General features: G+C 49.1%; 15 protein-coding genes. 4 read left to right on the forward strand and 11 right to left on the reverse strand.

The features are described from left to right. Window positions 1-28: 28 nt before the first annotated feature. Both HMPREF0999_RS15715 and HMPREF0999_RS15720 read left to right on the forward strand, forming a co-directional pair. On the forward strand, window positions 29-1204 hold the full coding sequence (locus HMPREF0999_RS15715; RefSeq protein WP_009276351.1) for an ABC transporter permease: 1176 nt from the start codon (window positions 29-31) through the stop codon (window positions 1202-1204). After that, entirely contained in the window at window positions 1188-2396 is a 1209-nt protein-coding gene (locus tag HMPREF0999_RS15720) for an ABC transporter permease (protein WP_005855888.1), read from the forward strand. The genes HMPREF0999_RS15715 and HMPREF0999_RS15720 overlap by 17 nt, the downstream gene beginning before the upstream one ends. On the opposite strand, the gene HMPREF0999_RS15725 is transcribed toward HMPREF0999_RS15720, so the two are convergent. Then, entirely contained in the window at window positions 2388-3113 is a 726-nt protein-coding gene (locus tag HMPREF0999_RS15725; RefSeq protein WP_009276352.1) for an MBL fold metallo-hydrolase, read from the reverse strand. The genes HMPREF0999_RS15720 and HMPREF0999_RS15725 overlap by 9 nt on opposite strands. A 125-nt stretch (window positions 3114-3238) precedes the next feature. On the opposite strand from HMPREF0999_RS15725, the gene HMPREF0999_RS15730 reads away from it, so the two are divergent. Beyond that, entirely contained in the window at window positions 3239-4966 is a 1728-nt protein-coding gene (locus tag HMPREF0999_RS15730; RefSeq protein WP_009276353.1) for a tetratricopeptide repeat-containing serine protease family protein, read from the forward strand. A gap of 74 nt (window positions 4967-5040) precedes the next feature. Here HMPREF0999_RS15730 and HMPREF0999_RS15735 read toward each other — a convergent pair whose 3' ends face one another. From HMPREF0999_RS15735 to HMPREF0999_RS15745, 3 genes are all read right to left on the reverse strand, one after another. Continuing rightward, window positions 5041-5751, reverse strand: coding sequence for a phosphatase (locus tag HMPREF0999_RS15735; protein ID WP_008780305.1), 711 nt, complete (start codon window positions 5749-5751; stop codon window positions 5041-5043). Continuing rightward, window positions 5748-7367 (reverse strand): ribosomal protection-like ABC-F family protein, encoded by a 1620-nt coding sequence (gene abc-f, locus HMPREF0999_RS15740; RefSeq protein WP_009276354.1) that lies wholly within the window; start codon window positions 7365-7367, stop codon window positions 5748-5750. The genes HMPREF0999_RS15735 and abc-f overlap by 4 nt, the downstream gene beginning before the upstream one ends. Before the next feature lie 300 nt (window positions 7368-7667). Further along, complete coding sequence (locus HMPREF0999_RS15745; protein ID WP_008771778.1) at window positions 7668-8120, reverse strand: copper resistance protein NlpE; 453 nt, start codon at window positions 8118-8120, stop codon at window positions 7668-7670. 163 nt (window positions 8121-8283) lie between these two features. Between HMPREF0999_RS15745 and HMPREF0999_RS22060 the strand changes: the two genes are divergently transcribed. Then, window positions 8284-8460: a DUF4250 domain-containing protein gene (locus tag HMPREF0999_RS22060; RefSeq protein ID WP_005855899.1), complete on the forward strand. Its 177-nt coding sequence runs from the start codon at window positions 8284-8286 to the stop codon at window positions 8458-8460. Between the two features lie 137 nt (window positions 8461-8597). Here HMPREF0999_RS22060 and HMPREF0999_RS15750 read toward each other — a convergent pair whose 3' ends face one another. From HMPREF0999_RS15750 to HMPREF0999_RS15780, 7 genes are all read right to left on the reverse strand, one after another. Beyond that, the gene (locus HMPREF0999_RS15750) at window positions 8598-9458 is read right to left on the reverse strand and encodes a nitroreductase family protein (RefSeq protein ID WP_009276355.1); all 861 of its coding nucleotides are present in this window, start codon (window positions 9456-9458) and stop codon (window positions 8598-8600) included. Window positions 9459-9552: 94 nt separating this feature from the next. Next, entirely contained in the window at window positions 9553-10554 is a 1002-nt protein-coding gene (locus HMPREF0999_RS15755; RefSeq protein ID WP_005855903.1) for a GGGtGRT protein, read from the reverse strand. A 9-nt stretch (window positions 10555-10563) separates the two neighbouring features. Then, window positions 10564-10755 carry a hypothetical protein gene (locus HMPREF0999_RS15760; protein WP_005855905.1) on the reverse strand — a complete coding sequence of 64 codons (192 nt, stop codon included), beginning with the start codon at window positions 10753-10755 and terminating at the stop codon, window positions 10564-10566. Then, window positions 10748-11440 (reverse strand): iron-sulfur cluster assembly scaffold protein, encoded by a 693-nt coding sequence (locus tag HMPREF0999_RS15765; protein WP_005855907.1) that lies wholly within the window; start codon window positions 11438-11440, stop codon window positions 10748-10750. Before HMPREF0999_RS15765 ends, HMPREF0999_RS15760 begins: the two co-directional genes overlap by 8 nt. 124 nt (window positions 11441-11564) lie before the next feature. After that, the gene (locus tag HMPREF0999_RS15770; protein WP_009276356.1) at window positions 11565-13520 is read right to left on the reverse strand and encodes an alkyl/aryl-sulfatase; all 1956 of its coding nucleotides are present in this window, start codon (window positions 13518-13520) and stop codon (window positions 11565-11567) included. Further along, the gene (locus tag HMPREF0999_RS15775; RefSeq protein ID WP_005855911.1) at window positions 13510-13956 is read right to left on the reverse strand and encodes an OsmC family protein; all 447 of its coding nucleotides are present in this window, start codon (window positions 13954-13956) and stop codon (window positions 13510-13512) included. Before HMPREF0999_RS15775 ends, HMPREF0999_RS15770 begins: the two co-directional genes overlap by 11 nt. A gap of 18 nt (window positions 13957-13974) precedes the next feature. Continuing rightward, window positions 13975-15099, reverse strand: coding sequence for a TlpA disulfide reductase family protein (locus tag HMPREF0999_RS15780; protein WP_009276357.1), 1125 nt, complete (start codon window positions 15097-15099; stop codon window positions 13975-13977). Between the last annotated feature and the right edge of the window lie 56 nt (window positions 15100-15155).

Genomic DNA, 15155 nt, shown 5'->3' on the forward strand with positions numbered 1-15155 from the left:
CTCTACAACTAAATAATTTATTGTCGCTATGCTAAAGAAGAGTCCTTTCTATATGGTTTTACGTCGGGAACTGGATCGCATGGTTTCCCGGAGATTATATTTCGGGGTGTGTATCGTGTTGCCTTTGTTCTGTATATTCTTCATGTCTACGATTTTCGGAAGCGGGCAGATGGAGAATATACCGATAGCGGTAGTGGACCAAGACAACACCTCCATGTCTCGGGAGATCATCCGGCAGGTAGAGGCGGTACCGACTTTCCGGGTAACCCGGCATTATACGGACCAAGAGACCGCTCGCCATGCTACCCAAGCAAAAGAAATCTACGGTTATTTAGTGATCCCCAATCAGTTTGAGGCGGATGCCACGGCGGGGCGTGACGCTACTTTATCGTATTATTACCACTATGCCTTGTTGAGCGTGGGCGGTGAGGTACGTGGGGCCTTCGAGACCCTGCTGCGTACGCTTTCGCTCGCCCCGGTGGTTGTGCAAGCTACGGCGATGGGGGTGGGGGAGAATCAGATAACCACCTTCCTATTACCGGTACGATCCAGTAGCCACCCGCTGTTCAACCCGGATCTGGATTATTCCGTTTATCTGAGCAATCCTTTTTTCTTTGTCTTTTTCCAAGTGATCATTTTGCTGGTTACGGTGTACGCTATCGGTAGCGAGATCAAGTTCCGGACAGGCGATGAATGGCTGGAGGCGGCACGGATGAATATGTTCGTGGCGGTGGTGGGCAAGCTGCTCCCTTATACGATTATCTTTTGTATCATGAGCGTCTTCGCTAACTATATCATGTTCGGGGTCATGCATATTCCTTTCGCTTGCGGTTTCTGGCCATTGAACTTGACGGCGATCTTGTTCGTGGTCGCTACGCAAGCGTTGGCGGTATTCCTGTTCTCGTTGTTTCCCGCTATAGCGATCGTGATTAGCGTGGTGTCTATGGTCGGTTCGCTGGGGGCTACTTTATGCGGCGTTACTTTCCCGGTCGATTCCATGTACGCTCCCGTACATTACGCCTCGTACCTGTTTCCGGTACGGCATTTCGTGGAGATCAACCAGAACTTATTGTATGGCGATTACGGATTTCCTTATACATGGGTAAACGTAAGTTCGTTGTTTGCGTTTATGTTATTGGCATTGGTGCTGTTGCCACATTTGAAAACCGCTATTTTAAGTCATAAATATGAGAACATCCGATAATATGAAAGGAACCTTGGCGGATATCGCTTCCTTGGTCAAGGACGAGTTTAAGACGATCTCCACGAGCTACGCTATCTTGCTCGTCTTGGTAGGAGGTATATTTCTCTATGGCCTGCTGTATAATTATATGTATGCCCCGGATCTGGTGCGTAACGCCCCGGTGGTAGTCGTCGATGACTCAAAGACCGACTTGAGCCGGGAGTACATCCGTTTACTGAACGCCACTCCGCAAGTCTCGGTAATCGCCGATGGTTTAGATTACGCCGAGGCGCAGGAGTGGATGAAGGAGGGGGATGCCGTAGGTATCTTGTATCTTCCCTCTGATTTCGAGACCCGGGTGGCACGAGGGAATGAATCCCTGTTTATCATGTACCAGACGACAAGCGCCTTCCTATATTATATGGCGATGCAGGAGGCGTCCAGCGGTGCCATGTTGGCGTTGAACGATCGGTATCGTCCGGAGATGTTGGTGTTCTTGCCCCAGCAAGACGCTTCCAAGATCGTTTCGGCGCAACCCATATCAGTGGTCGGGACGGCGTTGTATAATTTTACGGAAGGATATGGAACCTATTTGATCCCGGCGGTATTGATCGTCATTATGTTCCAGACCTTGTTGATGGTGATCGGTATGATAAGCGGGGAAGAGCGGGATTCGGGTACCATCGTTCGTTTCGCTTCCGAGGGATTATCCTTTGGCCGGATCGCTAGGGTGATAATCAGCAAGACCTTTGTGTATTGCGTATTGTATACGATTTTCGCTTTGTTCTTGTTGGGCTTGATACCGCTATTGTTTGGCCTGCCGGATATCGGTAATTATCTGAACACCTTGATCCTGCTGATACCCTTCTTGCTGGCTACCAGCTTCTTTGGGCTGGCCGCCTCTTATTTCTTTACGGACTCGGAGGCTCCGTTATTGATGATCGCCTTCTTCTCGGTAGGCTTGATCTTTCTTTCCGGAGTCTCTTATCCCTTGGAATTGATGCCTTGGTATTGGCAAATGGCCCATTATATCATTCCGGCGGCTCCCGCTACGCTGGCCTATGTACAGCTCAACTCGATGGGAGCGTCGATTGAGCAAGTCGGTGTGGAGTACGTGACGTTGTGGGTGCAATGCGTCGTTTATTTCCTCTTGGCTTGCTGGGTGTACCGGCGGAATATCTTAAAGGCGAGCCGTGCCTTGTCGTCATTGTAGCTCCCGTATCCTCACGTCGATGCCGCTACCTTTCAAGGCATCTTTCAACTCGCCGATCTTCGTATCCCCGTAATGGTAAGGGTATAGGATTTTAGGCGAGAACATCTTGGCCGCTTTCGCCGCTTGCGGGACGGTCATGGTATAAGGCTGGTTGACGGGAAGGAAAGCGATATCGATGTCTTTCAGGTCTTTCATCTCCGGGATGTCTTCTGTATCGCCGGCTATATAGACTCTTAGTCCGTCGAACGTGAGGATATAGCCATTATCCCGGTGGCGGGGGTGATATTTATCCCGTCCGGGTGTGGTGTTATAGGCGGGGACGGCCTCTATCTTCATATAGCTGATGGAGGTATCCGTATCGCCGTTTTTCAGGACCTTCCCTTTTCCCAGCTTCTTTTGGCTGTTCTCGTTGGCGATGATTTCCGTATCGCTTTTCTCGACAGCTTGTATCGCTTTCGGGTCCAGATGATCGCCATGCTCGTGGGTGATCAAGATGATATCGGCTTTCGGGAAAGTCGTATAATCGGCGTATTCGGAGACAGGATCTACCTGTATCGAATGATTGTCGTACGTAAGCATCAGGCTGCCGTGCTTGATGAACGTGATGGTCAGTTCTTTTCCGCTCTTGGTCTTGAAAGAATCCGAGGCGAAGTTACTAGCGGAGGCTAAGCTCGCCATGAATAAACTACACATAAGCATACATGATTTTAGTCTCATAATCTCGCGGTTTTTTATAAGTGTTTCCGCAAATATACTCATAATAGATTAATTCCCTAATTTGTTCGCCTATCCGGTATAAATATTTACATTTGCGACGTATATTCTGATAACATGAAAACGAAATGAGAAGAATTGTTCTGTTGATTACGATTTGTTGCCAAGTATTTTGGGTGGCGGCGCAAAAGAAAGCGCCCAAATGGATGGATAAGCAACGAAAGGCGGTGGTTACTGTCACTACCTATGGAAAAGATAACCAGAAGAAAGCGTCCGGTACGGGATTTTTCATAACCGAGACCGGTGAGGCGTTGTCCGGCTATTCCTTGTTTAAGGATGCGGCGAGGGCGACCGTGACCGACGCCGACGGAAAAGAATATCCGGTAAGCCGCATCTTGGGGGCTGATGAATTATATGATGTGATCAAGTTCAAGGTAGAGGTTCCGAAGAAAGCTGTGTTCTTGCCGATCGCCCGTGAGCCGATCTCGCAAGGAGTTATCGCTTATCTGATGCCTTACTCGACCGGTAAGATCACGAAGTTCGGGGAAGGACCGGTCTCGGAGGTCAGTAAGTTGAAGGAGCCGTTCAGCTATTATAAATTGTCGATGGCGCTGGAGAGCGGGCAGGTAAACGCTCCTGTATTGACGGCGGACGGCGAGGTGTTCGGCTTGGCGCAGGAAGATGCGTCGGGGAAGAAAGAAGATTCCTATGCGGTCTCGGCGGGATACGCGAATAGCCTGACGATCCAGTCGGCGGACGCCTTTAATTCCACCTATAGCCGGATTGGTATCCGGAAGGCGTGGCCGTCGGACGCGAGCCAAGCGCAGGTTTCCTTATATCTGATGGCAAGCTCGCAAGACCCAAAGACGTATCTGGCTACCTTGAATGATTTCATCGCCACTTTCCCGGATTCTCCCGACGGGTATTTGAACCGTGCCAATCATTACGCTTACCACCGTGCGGATCTGGCTCCTACGGAGGCCGAGCAGGGGGCTTATCTGGATAAGGCGTTGGAAGATATAAACACGGCTTCCCGCTTCAGCGAGCGGAAAGGGGATATCTGGTTCAACCGAGCCAAGCTGATCTACGGCGTGGCCGCCGCGGATACGACCTTGAATAAGGAGCAGTGGACCGTCGATGCCGCTACCGAGGCGATACAAAAGGCGATCGGGGAGGAGGACTTGCCGGTCTATCGCCAATTGGAAGGGGACATCCATTTTTATAAAGGAGATTTCGAGCAGGCGTTCGCTGATTATATGAAGGTGAACGATAGCGATATGGCTTCCTCTACCTCTTGGTATTGGGCGGCGAAGGCGAAGGCGAATATCCGGGGCGCTAACTTCGGGGATATCATCGCCTTGCTGGATAGCGCCATCGCCAAATGCGGGAACCCGCCAACGAACGAGGCCGCTCCCTATATCTTGGAACGGGTGGATCTCCGCTTGAAACTGATGCAATACAAGGAGGCCGTGGACGATTATGATTTATACTACGATCTCTTGAAAGGACAGGTCGGCGACCGCTTCTTCTATTACCGCGAGCAAGCGAAGTTCCGCATGAACGATTTCCCCGGCGCCTTGGCTGATATCCAATCCGCGATCCGCTTGAATCCGGGCGACCCGACTTATCCGGCGGAGGAAGCGTCCGTATATATTCGTATGGAAAACTATGATCAGGCGTTGAGGAGCTTAGAGAATGCCTTGCGGATCGCTCCGGATTTCGCCTCTTGCTATCGTTTGCGAGGCATCTGCTACGTCCGTCAGGGTAAGAAGGCGGAAGCGTGCGAGGCTTTCAACAAGGCGAAGGAGTTGGGTGATCCTGTCGTGGACAAATTAATAAAGGAACATTGTAAGTAAAGATGCACCCGGGCGGGTACGTACGTGTATCTGCCCGGCTACAGGAATGTATCTGCCCGGAGGTAAGGCACCGCTTATCTCCCTATGAACTTCTTGAACGCCTCTACCTTGTCGTTCAATATCAATTCCTCCGGAAATCGTGTCTCTTGCAATAACTCGTAGATATGATCGTACCGGGCTATATCGAAAGATATATGCGCATCGCTACCTAAAATCACAGGAACCTCGTATTTCTTGCATAGGCGCAAGATCGTGAGGTTATTATCTCTGGCGGTGAGTTTCTTGCGGACCGGGTTGAGAGAGCTGTTGTTGATCTCCAGCAACGTGTGATGCTCTTTGGACGCTAATACGATAGGCTCGAAATCCACCTCTGCCGTACCGTCTCCCGGGTGACTGATGATGTGGACATGCGGGTTGCGGATCGCCCCGATCATCGCCTCCGTATTCTGCTCGACCGTTCCCGGTTTGTAGCAAAGCGAGTGGATGCCTGCTATCCGGATATCCAGCATCGGGAAGTACTCCTCGCCCATATCGATCGTACCCTTATAGTCGATGATGTTCAATTCCGCTCCGAGCAATAACTCGACACCGTATATCCGGCGGGGAACCACATGTAGGTTGCGGAAGTAAATCGGGGAGCATGTCCCCGGTATGCCGGGGGCATGCTCTGTTATACCTAGTAACTTCAATCCTTTCTCGGAGGCGGCCACTGCCATTTCTTGCAGGGTGCTAAAGGCATGCCCACTGGCTACCGTATGGGTATGCACGTCAAGTAACGTCTTCATAAATTCGTCTTTAACCTACCCGCGAAGGTAGTTATTATTTGGTGGATACCCAATTCCCGGATAAAATAAGCGTCGTGCGAGATCAGCAAGATCGTGCCCCTGTACGCACGGACCATGGAGGTGATAATCTCGATGCTTTGGATGTCGAGATTATTGGTCGGCTCATCTAGGATAAATAGGTCCGGAGTCTGGTTACTGATCATCAAGCAACAGAATGCCAACCTCATTTTCTCGCCTCCGCTCAGCTTCCCGCAGCTCTTCTCCCACGTGTCGTGCGGGAAGAGGAAACGGTTTAGCAAGGTCTTGATCTCGTGCTCTTGGAAATGACGCTCGTTGAAGGCTTGCGCTTGCTCGTACACCGTCCGGTCGTTCCGGACGATCGAGTACTCTTGGTCGATATAGATAGAGGAGAAATCCGCACGGATCAAGGAACCGCTACGAGGCGGTAACTGGCCGGTAATCAACTTCAGCAAAGTCGTCTTGCCGGAACCGTTATCGCCTTGTATCAGCCATCGTTCCCCACTCTTGATCTGGAAGCTCATCGGGGAGGGCCATAGATCGCCGGCCTCGGCGTAACCGAAATTGATCTCCTTGGCGGTAACCAATATCTTGCCTTCGTGTAAGCCGGATGCGCTGAAATCCAGTTTCATGCCTTGAAGGTCGGGTAGGGAGGAGCGCATTTGCTTTAGCTCGTTGGCAAGGTTCTCCATCTTGTCCTCGTGAACCTCTTTTAGTTTGGAGGCGCTTTTCTCGGCGTTCTCCTTCAATCCGCCCATCATGATCCGGGGGATTCCTTTCCGGACGCTTTGCTTCTCTCCCCGGGATTCATGCTTTTGTTTTCGCTCGGCTACCTCACGGGCGGTTTTCCTGACCCTGCGAAGCTCTTTCTCCTTCGCTTCCAGTTTCTCTTGCATGGAAGCCTGTTCCTGTTCTTTTTGTTCCTTGTAGAAATCATAATTACCCCCGTAAAGGGTGATCCCCCCGATGGATAATTCCGCTATGGAAGCTAATAGGTTCAATAAGGTACGATCGTGGCTGACGACCAACAAGGTGATACGGCAAGACGTGATGAAATCGTATAACTTCTCCCGGCTACGCTTATCCAGATGGTTAGTCGGCTCATCCAATAGTAGGATCGAGGGTTGGTGGATCTCGATTCCGGAGAGGAAAACCTTGGTTTTCTCGCCGCCACTTAATGTGCGCATCGGTTGGGAGAGGAGGATATGCTCCAAACCCCAAGCGTGCAGGGCGGCGAGGCTCCGTTCCTCGATCGTCCAGTCATCCGCCAGCGTATTGAAATTAGAGAGGGAGGCGTCGCCCTCAGTGATCGCCCGCAAGGCTTCTAGTTTGCCGTCGATACGTAGGGCCTGGGCCACCGTCAGGTTATCATATTGCCCGAAATGCTGGGGTACGTAATAGGGTGGGGTCGGATAGATAATCTCCCCTTCCTGCGCTTGCAAGGTTCCAGCCAAGATACGGAGGAAGGTAGATTTTCCCGATCCGTTGTTCCCGACTAAGGCTACCTTTTGCCCCTTGTTGATCGTCAAGTCGATCCCCTTGAATAAGACTTGATTGTCCGGATGTATATACGTGATTTTTTGCGCTACGATACTCATAGTGTGAACTGATTTAAAATGTGAGATACTAAAATGGATAAGAAATACCGATGATGATCGGTTTCACTATAGCCTCGAATCTGTCGTCACGAAATCAGCCCTATACGGATAGAGGGCTTTCCGGATGGAAAGAACGACATCTTGAGATAAATTAAGCGGCTATTCTCATTGGAGTAATTATATAGTTATATAGGGACGCAAAGTTAGGAATAGTTTTGGGTTTAGGCAAATGAGTATATACTTTCATGTACAAAAGGGTATGCTTTTGCCCTTGAAAGTATATACTTATGGGGATAAAGCCTAGAATTTCTTTGTTTGCTTAAGGATATAGAACTTGGCTAAGTCGCCCGTGATGGGTTGCTTCTGCTGGTCCAGCATTTTCAGTTGGCCTTCCTCTACCTTATAATACGTGATATCTCCCCCTTCTTGTTTCGTTGTCAAGACGTTACCGTCCAGCGTGTAAGTTCCTTTATCATTAAAAATACCGTCTTTCTCGTCAATATATTCGGAGCGGAGGGTAAAGGTTTTATCCTTGTTCAATGTCAAGGTCGTTTTAATACCCGGCGAGCTGGCGGCCGGTAATGTCCCTTCGTAAACACCCCAGTAATCCAAGGAAGTCTCTGCGTTGTGCATATCCGGTACTTGGGCGGTTTCCTGCTTGTTCTTGTCTGTTTGCGTGGCGTCTGCCTTTGGGTTGCCGCTACAGCTGAATAGGGCTGCAGCTACCGCTACTACTAATACATATTTTTTCATGTCATTCAATTGAATTATAAGTTCTCGTTATTTAAAACCAGTTTGTAGGTTGTTTTGTTGCGTACCGATATTCAAATAATAAGGATCGTGTCTGGGTTCCATCTGGCGAAAAAGCATTATCTTTGTGTTGTAAAACATAGATAACATTTTTATTCGTAAGATTATGTCATTACCAAACGATCCGATGATGCTATTCAGCTTCATCAATATGAAACTTCGTGACAATTATTCTTCCCTCGACGATTTATGCGAGGATTTGCAAGTGAACAAGAAATCCCTTCTTACAAAGCTTAAAGACGCTGGTTTTGAATACAGCCCGGAGCATAATAAGTTCTGGTGATCGGGAGTGATCCTAGCCCGGTAAACCTATGAGATTCGAACCATAAGTCAATGACTTACGTATCGTAATCCATTGACTTACGATGCGTAATCCAATGGATCGCATACCCCGGTCGACAAGGTTGTCTCCATCAAGTCTCACTCGATATAGTTCTTGACGATCTCTTTCCGGTCCGTGTACTTCGGATACTTAAAAGCCGGTATGCCGAGCGCCATGATCGCTTGTATCTTGCCGTCGATCCCTAGCGTCTTGGCGAGCGTATCTTTTCCTTCCTGCCGGATGGCGGTGAGCACAAAGCCCATATAGATCTGGCTTACCCCAAGCGATTGCGCCATCAAGGAGGCGTTTTGATAAGCGAGGTTAGCGTCCTCACTTCCGAATCGGTTGGACTTCGGTGTATGGATCAGTAGCAGGGCGGTGGCTTTCCGGAGAATCGGATCTTTACCCGCCTTGTGTTCCTCTTTCAACCGATTGAATACCGGTACGTATTTATAGACATCCTTCATAAACGGCTTGACCACACATTTCACGACGGGATTCAATAATAGCTTCGCCAAGGAGTCGAACACGCCTATCGTATAATCGCTCACCTGCCGTAGCTTTCGCGGATCGGTGACGACGGTGAACGAGAGACTTTGGGAGTTTGTAGCCGTCGGCGCAGAATGAGCGGCCTCCACGATCTTGTCCAGCATCTCCTTGGGGACGGGCCTCGAGGTCAATGTCCGGTTGGAACGGCGTGACTTGATCAGCAACATCACCTGCTCCGGCGTAGGCATTTGGCTGTAATCGATCGTATGCGTTTTCTCCGGCGGGAATTCGCTGTGCGACACGGAGCCCGTCGGACATACGTCCACGCAATGCCCGCAAACGATGCAGCTTTCCACACGTACCAGCCCGATCGTCTCTCCGGCCCTTTCTTGCGTGAATATATCCGAAGGGCATACCCGTACGCATTTCCCGCATTTGATGCAACTCTCTTGGTCTATGTTTAGTGTCATCCTTTTCCTCCTTTTGATAAGTAAAATAAAAACTCCTGCAACCATCAAGATTACAGGAGTCTATATATAAACAATTATTTTATTGTTTAGTTGATTACTTCTTCATAGCTTCCTCGATAGCAACCGCTACGGCAACCGTAGCACCTACCATCGGGTTGTTACCCATACCCAAGAATCCCATCATTTCTACGTGAGCAGGAACGGAAGAAGAACCAGCGAACTGAGCGTCACCGTGCATACGGCCCATTGTGTCCGTCATACCATAAGAAGCAGGACCAGCGGCCATGTTGTCCGGGTGCAAAGTACGGCCCGTACCACCACCAGAAGCAACAGAGAAATACGGGTGACCGTTCTCCATACATTCTTTCTTATAAGTACCGGCTACCGGGTGTTGGAAACGAGTCGGGTTTGTAGAGTTACCCGTGATAGATACGTCAACACCTTCCTTACGCATGATAGCTACACCCTCACGAACGTCGTCAGCGCCGTAGCACTTAACTTTCGCACGAAGACCGTTAGAGTAAGCTTTCTCCTCGATAACGTTCACCTCACCTGTCATGTAGTCGAACTGAGTCTGTACATACGTGAAACCGTTGATACGAGAGATGATCTTAGCGGCATCCTTACCTAAACCGTTCAAGATAACACGCAACGGCTCTTTACGAACCTTGTTTGCCATCTCGGCGATCTTGATAGCGCCCTCAGCTGCGGCGAAAGACTCGTGTCCAGCCAAGAAAGCGAAACACTTCGTCTCCTCACGAAGCAAACGAGCGGCCAAGTTACCGTGGCCGATACCCACCTTACGGTCATCCGCAACAGAACCAGCGATACAGAATGCCTGCAAACCGATACCGATAGCCTCGGCAGCCTCGGCAGCGTTCGTACAACCTTTCTTGATAGCGATAGCGGCACCTACTACGTAAGCCCAGCAAGCGTTCTCGAAACAGATCGGTTGAGTTTCCTTACACATTGTATAAGGGTCGATACCCTTAGCATCGCAGATAGCCTTTGCGTCTTCGATACCGTTGATACCATATTCGTTTAATACCGCGTTGATATGATCAATACGACGGTCATAACTTTCAAATAAAGCCATATTATTTTTTTACTTTTTAAAATTCTTATTTACTAGGAATAAAGATATCAGAAAGTTGAAAACCAATACACCGCCACAACAAGCCACGTAAAACGCCAACCACGGTTTCTCCGGTTTCATCACGAAATACGTGATAAGCGTAGCCACAGCCGTGATAACACTCAGCCCGATGAGGACACGTGTAAATGTTTTCTTATTCATTACGAGGATCGATATATTTTACAGCTTCTTTGAAACGACCGTAAGAGCCTTTCGCCTTTTCCAGTGCCTCGTTAGCGTCCATACCCTTCTTAACCATATCCATGAATTTACCCAAGTGGATGAATTCATAACCGATTACTTCGTCATCAGCGTCTAATGCCATGCGCGTGCAATATCCCTCGGCCATCTCCAAGTAGCGGGGACCTTTAGCCAATGTACCGAACATCGTACCCACTTGGCTACGCAAACCTTTACCAAGGTCTTCCAAGCCAGCGCCTACAGGCAGACCTCCCTCTGAGAAAGCGGACTGTGTACGACCGTAAACGATCTGCAAGAACAACTCGCGCATAGCGGTGTTGATAGCGTCACAAACAAGGTCTGTGTTCAATGCTTCCAAAAGAGTTTTACCCGGAAGGATCTCAGAAGCCATAGCCGCTGAGTGAGTCATACCGGAACAACCGATTGTCTCTACAAGAGCCTCTTGGATGATTCCTTCTTTAACGTTTAATGTCAGCTTACATCCACCTTGTTTCGGCGCGCACCAACCGATACCGTGAGTCAAACCAGAGATATCAGTGATCTGAGTTGCTCTAACCCACTTTCCTTCTTCAGGAATCGGAGCGCACTGGTGGTTAGCTCCCTTCTTTACAACACACATGTGTTGAACTTCATGTGAATAAATCATAATCGCTAATTTATTATATTAAAGTGTAATAAAACCTTATGCTAATTTTATAGTAATATCGCTTTCTCTAAAGATCGCACAAAGATAGATTTTTTAATCCAGCCATGCAAGAGGCGGGAAAGGTTTAAGGCTCGATGATATTAAAATAAGCGTCCGGAGCCTCAAAAGTGGAGAATAGCTCTTTTAGGCTTTCAAGTTTCCCGGTTACCGATAACTTATGGTTTTGCAGATTTGCCGCTATACTCTCCGGCTGCATGAGGCTTGCGTAGATGACTTGTTTGTCTCCTTCCAAAGTTACGGTAGGGGCCGGATGGAGCCGGCCGATACGGTTCGATAAGGCGCCGTTCTTTAAGATCAAGGTGGCCTGTTCGTTCGTATCGGTTAAGATAATATTTATTATTAAGTCTTTATCGGCCGCTTTTTCCCCGTTTATTTGGATAGCGAGCAAATCGAATAGCATTTCGGGACTTAGGTTCTGGGACATACGTGCCCGGTTTGAGTTGGCCTTGCCTTTACCAGCGATGCCTTCGGTCAGTTCCATAGCTCCGGTCAGGTAGAAATTACGCCACGGGCCGCTTTCCGCTTGGTAGCCCAATTGGGCGTACGTGTCCGCAAGTAATTGGCGGGCGGGTTTATGCTTTGGATTAGCGAAAACGAGATGGTTCAGCAAAGTAGCCGTCCAACGGTATTCTCCTTGATTGTATGCCTCTCGTGCCTTTTTCATTATCTCGTCCTCTCCTCCGATAGCCTCTACGTATTTTTTACCTTCTTCTACCGGCGGGAGTGGGTTCAGATGGGCGGGGATGCCGTCGAACCAGCCGAAATACATTTGATATTGGGCTTTTACATTATGGCTAACGGTTCCATAATATCCCCGGTTGGCGAACTCGTTGGCGATAGAGCTTGGTAATTTAATCATCTCCGCTATTTCTCGAGGTGTATATCCTTGGTTGGCGAGGTGAAGTGTCTGGTCGTGTAAGTAGCGATATAGATCTCGCTGCTTTTCCCAGTAAGCGACGATGTTCTTATTGCCCCAAGTCGGCCAATGGTGGGTAGAGAAGGATACCTCTACCTGATCGCCGCACTCCGTGATCGCCCGGTCGATATATTTGCTCCATAATTGGCCGTTCCGGACCTTCGCCCCTCGTAAGGTCAGCAGGTTGTGCAGGGTACGGTTGATTTCCTCGGCTACGCAGAAAGCTTTCATCCCAGGGAAGTACATCATGATTTCCGAGGGAGCCTCGGCGCCGGGTACGGACATGAATACGATCTCGACACCATCAATTCGTAAAGTCTCGCCCTCCTCGGATATCTCACGGGTAGGAGGGACCAAGCCCGTAGTTCCTGCCGCGGTAGTTTGTCCTAAACCAGTACCTATATTTCCTTTCTCATTTTTAGGTAGACTGCGGCCATACATATAGGTCGCTCTTCGCCCCATGGCTACACCCGCCATCAGGTTCTCGCTGACGGCATCTTCAAAGAAACCCTTGGGGCCAATGATCTCGATCGCTTCGGGCTTATTGGGGGCGTTCTCCAATATGGCGTCTATTCCCGCGAAATGGTCCACATGAGGATGCGTATAGATAACCGCCTTGACCGGAAGATCTTCTACATGTTTCTTCAGAAGATTATAACCTGCTAGGGCCGTCTCTTTCGAGAGCAATACATCTATGACGATCCAACCGTTATCACTACGGATAAACGTCATATTTGCGAGGTCGAATCCTCGTATCTGGTATATTTTACCGGGTAATACCTCAAATAAGCCGTGTATGCGGTTGAGTTGCCCTTGTCGCCAAAGACTAGGGTTGGCGGATGCCGGAGCCTCTTGACGCAGGAAATCCCAGACAGTTAATCCATACACCTCTTTTCCTGTCTCGTCGGTAATGGAAGGTTCGTCTATCGTGGCGATAAAGCCACGGGTAGCGTCTTCAAAATCTTGTTTGTTATCAAATGGGAGTGATTTCACCACTTGTTCGTTAGCCTCTTTCGTAAACATTGAAGGTTCCGTGTTTTGCGCATATACGAACAAGTGACTGGTAGAGATAAATAAAAGTAAGAACTGTTTTCTAATCTTCATGTTTTTGTGGTTTAAGCGGTTCGCCGTTCAGTAAGATATCGTAGGTAATCGGGCCTATCTTTTTCATCATAAGTCCTACGCCACAGTATTTTTCCTGTGAAAGGCGAATCGCTTTCTCTATTTTGGCGGCGTCCCCGATGTTCCCGTCGATATGGTATGTAGCGTGGAATGCGGTATATACCATCGGGATCGTATCCGAAGTCTCTGCGGTTACGTCGATAGAGATTTTGTCGAAACGTACTCTCATTTTAAGGAAAAGGGAGATTACGTCCATTGCGCTGCATCCGGCCAAGGCGACCAGCATTAAAGCCTTGGGACGGGGGCCTTCATTATTACCCCCGTTCTCGGCTGTTGTGTCGATCGTAACCTTATGGCCGTCCAGCAAGGTCTCGAAAGTCGAGTCCTTCGTCCAGTTTAACGTGATTTGGGCGGACATATCGTGTTATTGTTATTATTATTTCAATATTTCTTGAAGTTTAGCGTCGATCTCCTCGCCATGTAGGTTCTTGGCGATGATCGTTCCGTCCTTATCCACCAATACGGTGTGAGGGATGCTGTTTACCCCGTATAGTTGAGCACCGGAGTTTTTCCAGCCTTGCAAGTCGGAGAGTTGGGTCCATGTGATATTCAGGTCCTTTACGCCTTTCGCCCATGCGTCAGCCTTGCTATCCAAGGAGATGCCAACTATCTCGAAACCTTTGTTCTTGTATTTCTTGTAAGCGGCTACCAAATTCGGCATATCCCGGCGGCAAGGAGGACACCAGCTTGCCCAAAAATCGATCAACACGATGTTCTTGCCATTGCCTACGAACTCGGATAACTTGTGCGTCTTACCGTTCGGGTCGGCCATCTCGAAGTCCACGAACTTCTTGCCTACGGCTACGGTTTTCAGTACATCTAGGTGAGCCATGAGCTTATCGATGTTCGGAACGGCCTTGAAAGCGGAGTCCGCCTTGGCGATAATCTCGTTCTGGACCGCCTCGTCCAAGCTGTAACGGAAATCGTATAATAACTTGGCGGCGGATTGCTTGGTCGTATTATTCAATATGTAAGTCTTGACGGCATCGGTTACCTTTTGGTCGATCTCGTCATATTTCTTCTCGGCGGCGCTTACGACTTCCTTATCCTCTGATTTCATGTCGGCGGAAAGCTTCTCCAGATCCGCACGCAAAGTCTTCATTTGTGCTTGCAGGGCTTTCAGGCCGTCATTCTCCGGTGTTCCGGAAACGGCGGAAGCGGCCTCGTCAAGAACAGCCTGTAATTTACCGTTCTCCAGTACGAATACGCTTGTAAAAGGAGCGTTCTCGCCGGAAGCGGCACGTTTGGGTTCCACGACATCCTCGGCGAAGGCGAGTTTGCGTAGGGCAGGGGCGTTCTGTGTTCCTTTGAACGTGAACGTGCCGTTCTGCACCAATGCGCTATCCATTGGGGCGGCGTCTTGTACGCCATATTCATACAGGTAAACGTATTTTCCGTTTAGATCGGTGTTCGCTACGGTACCGTTGATCTCGTAACCCGGTTTTTCGCTGCATGCGGCTAGGAGCAGAGCTGATGCGGCAAGAGTAAGATACTTTTTCATTTTGTATTTGTGTTATGTAAGTAATGTATTAAAATATGGAATATTGACTTCGCGAA

The organism is Parabacteroides sp. D25 (assembly GCF_000307475.1).
Taxonomy (GTDB): Bacteria; Bacteroidota; Bacteroidia; order Bacteroidales; family Tannerellaceae; genus Parabacteroides; species Parabacteroides distasonis.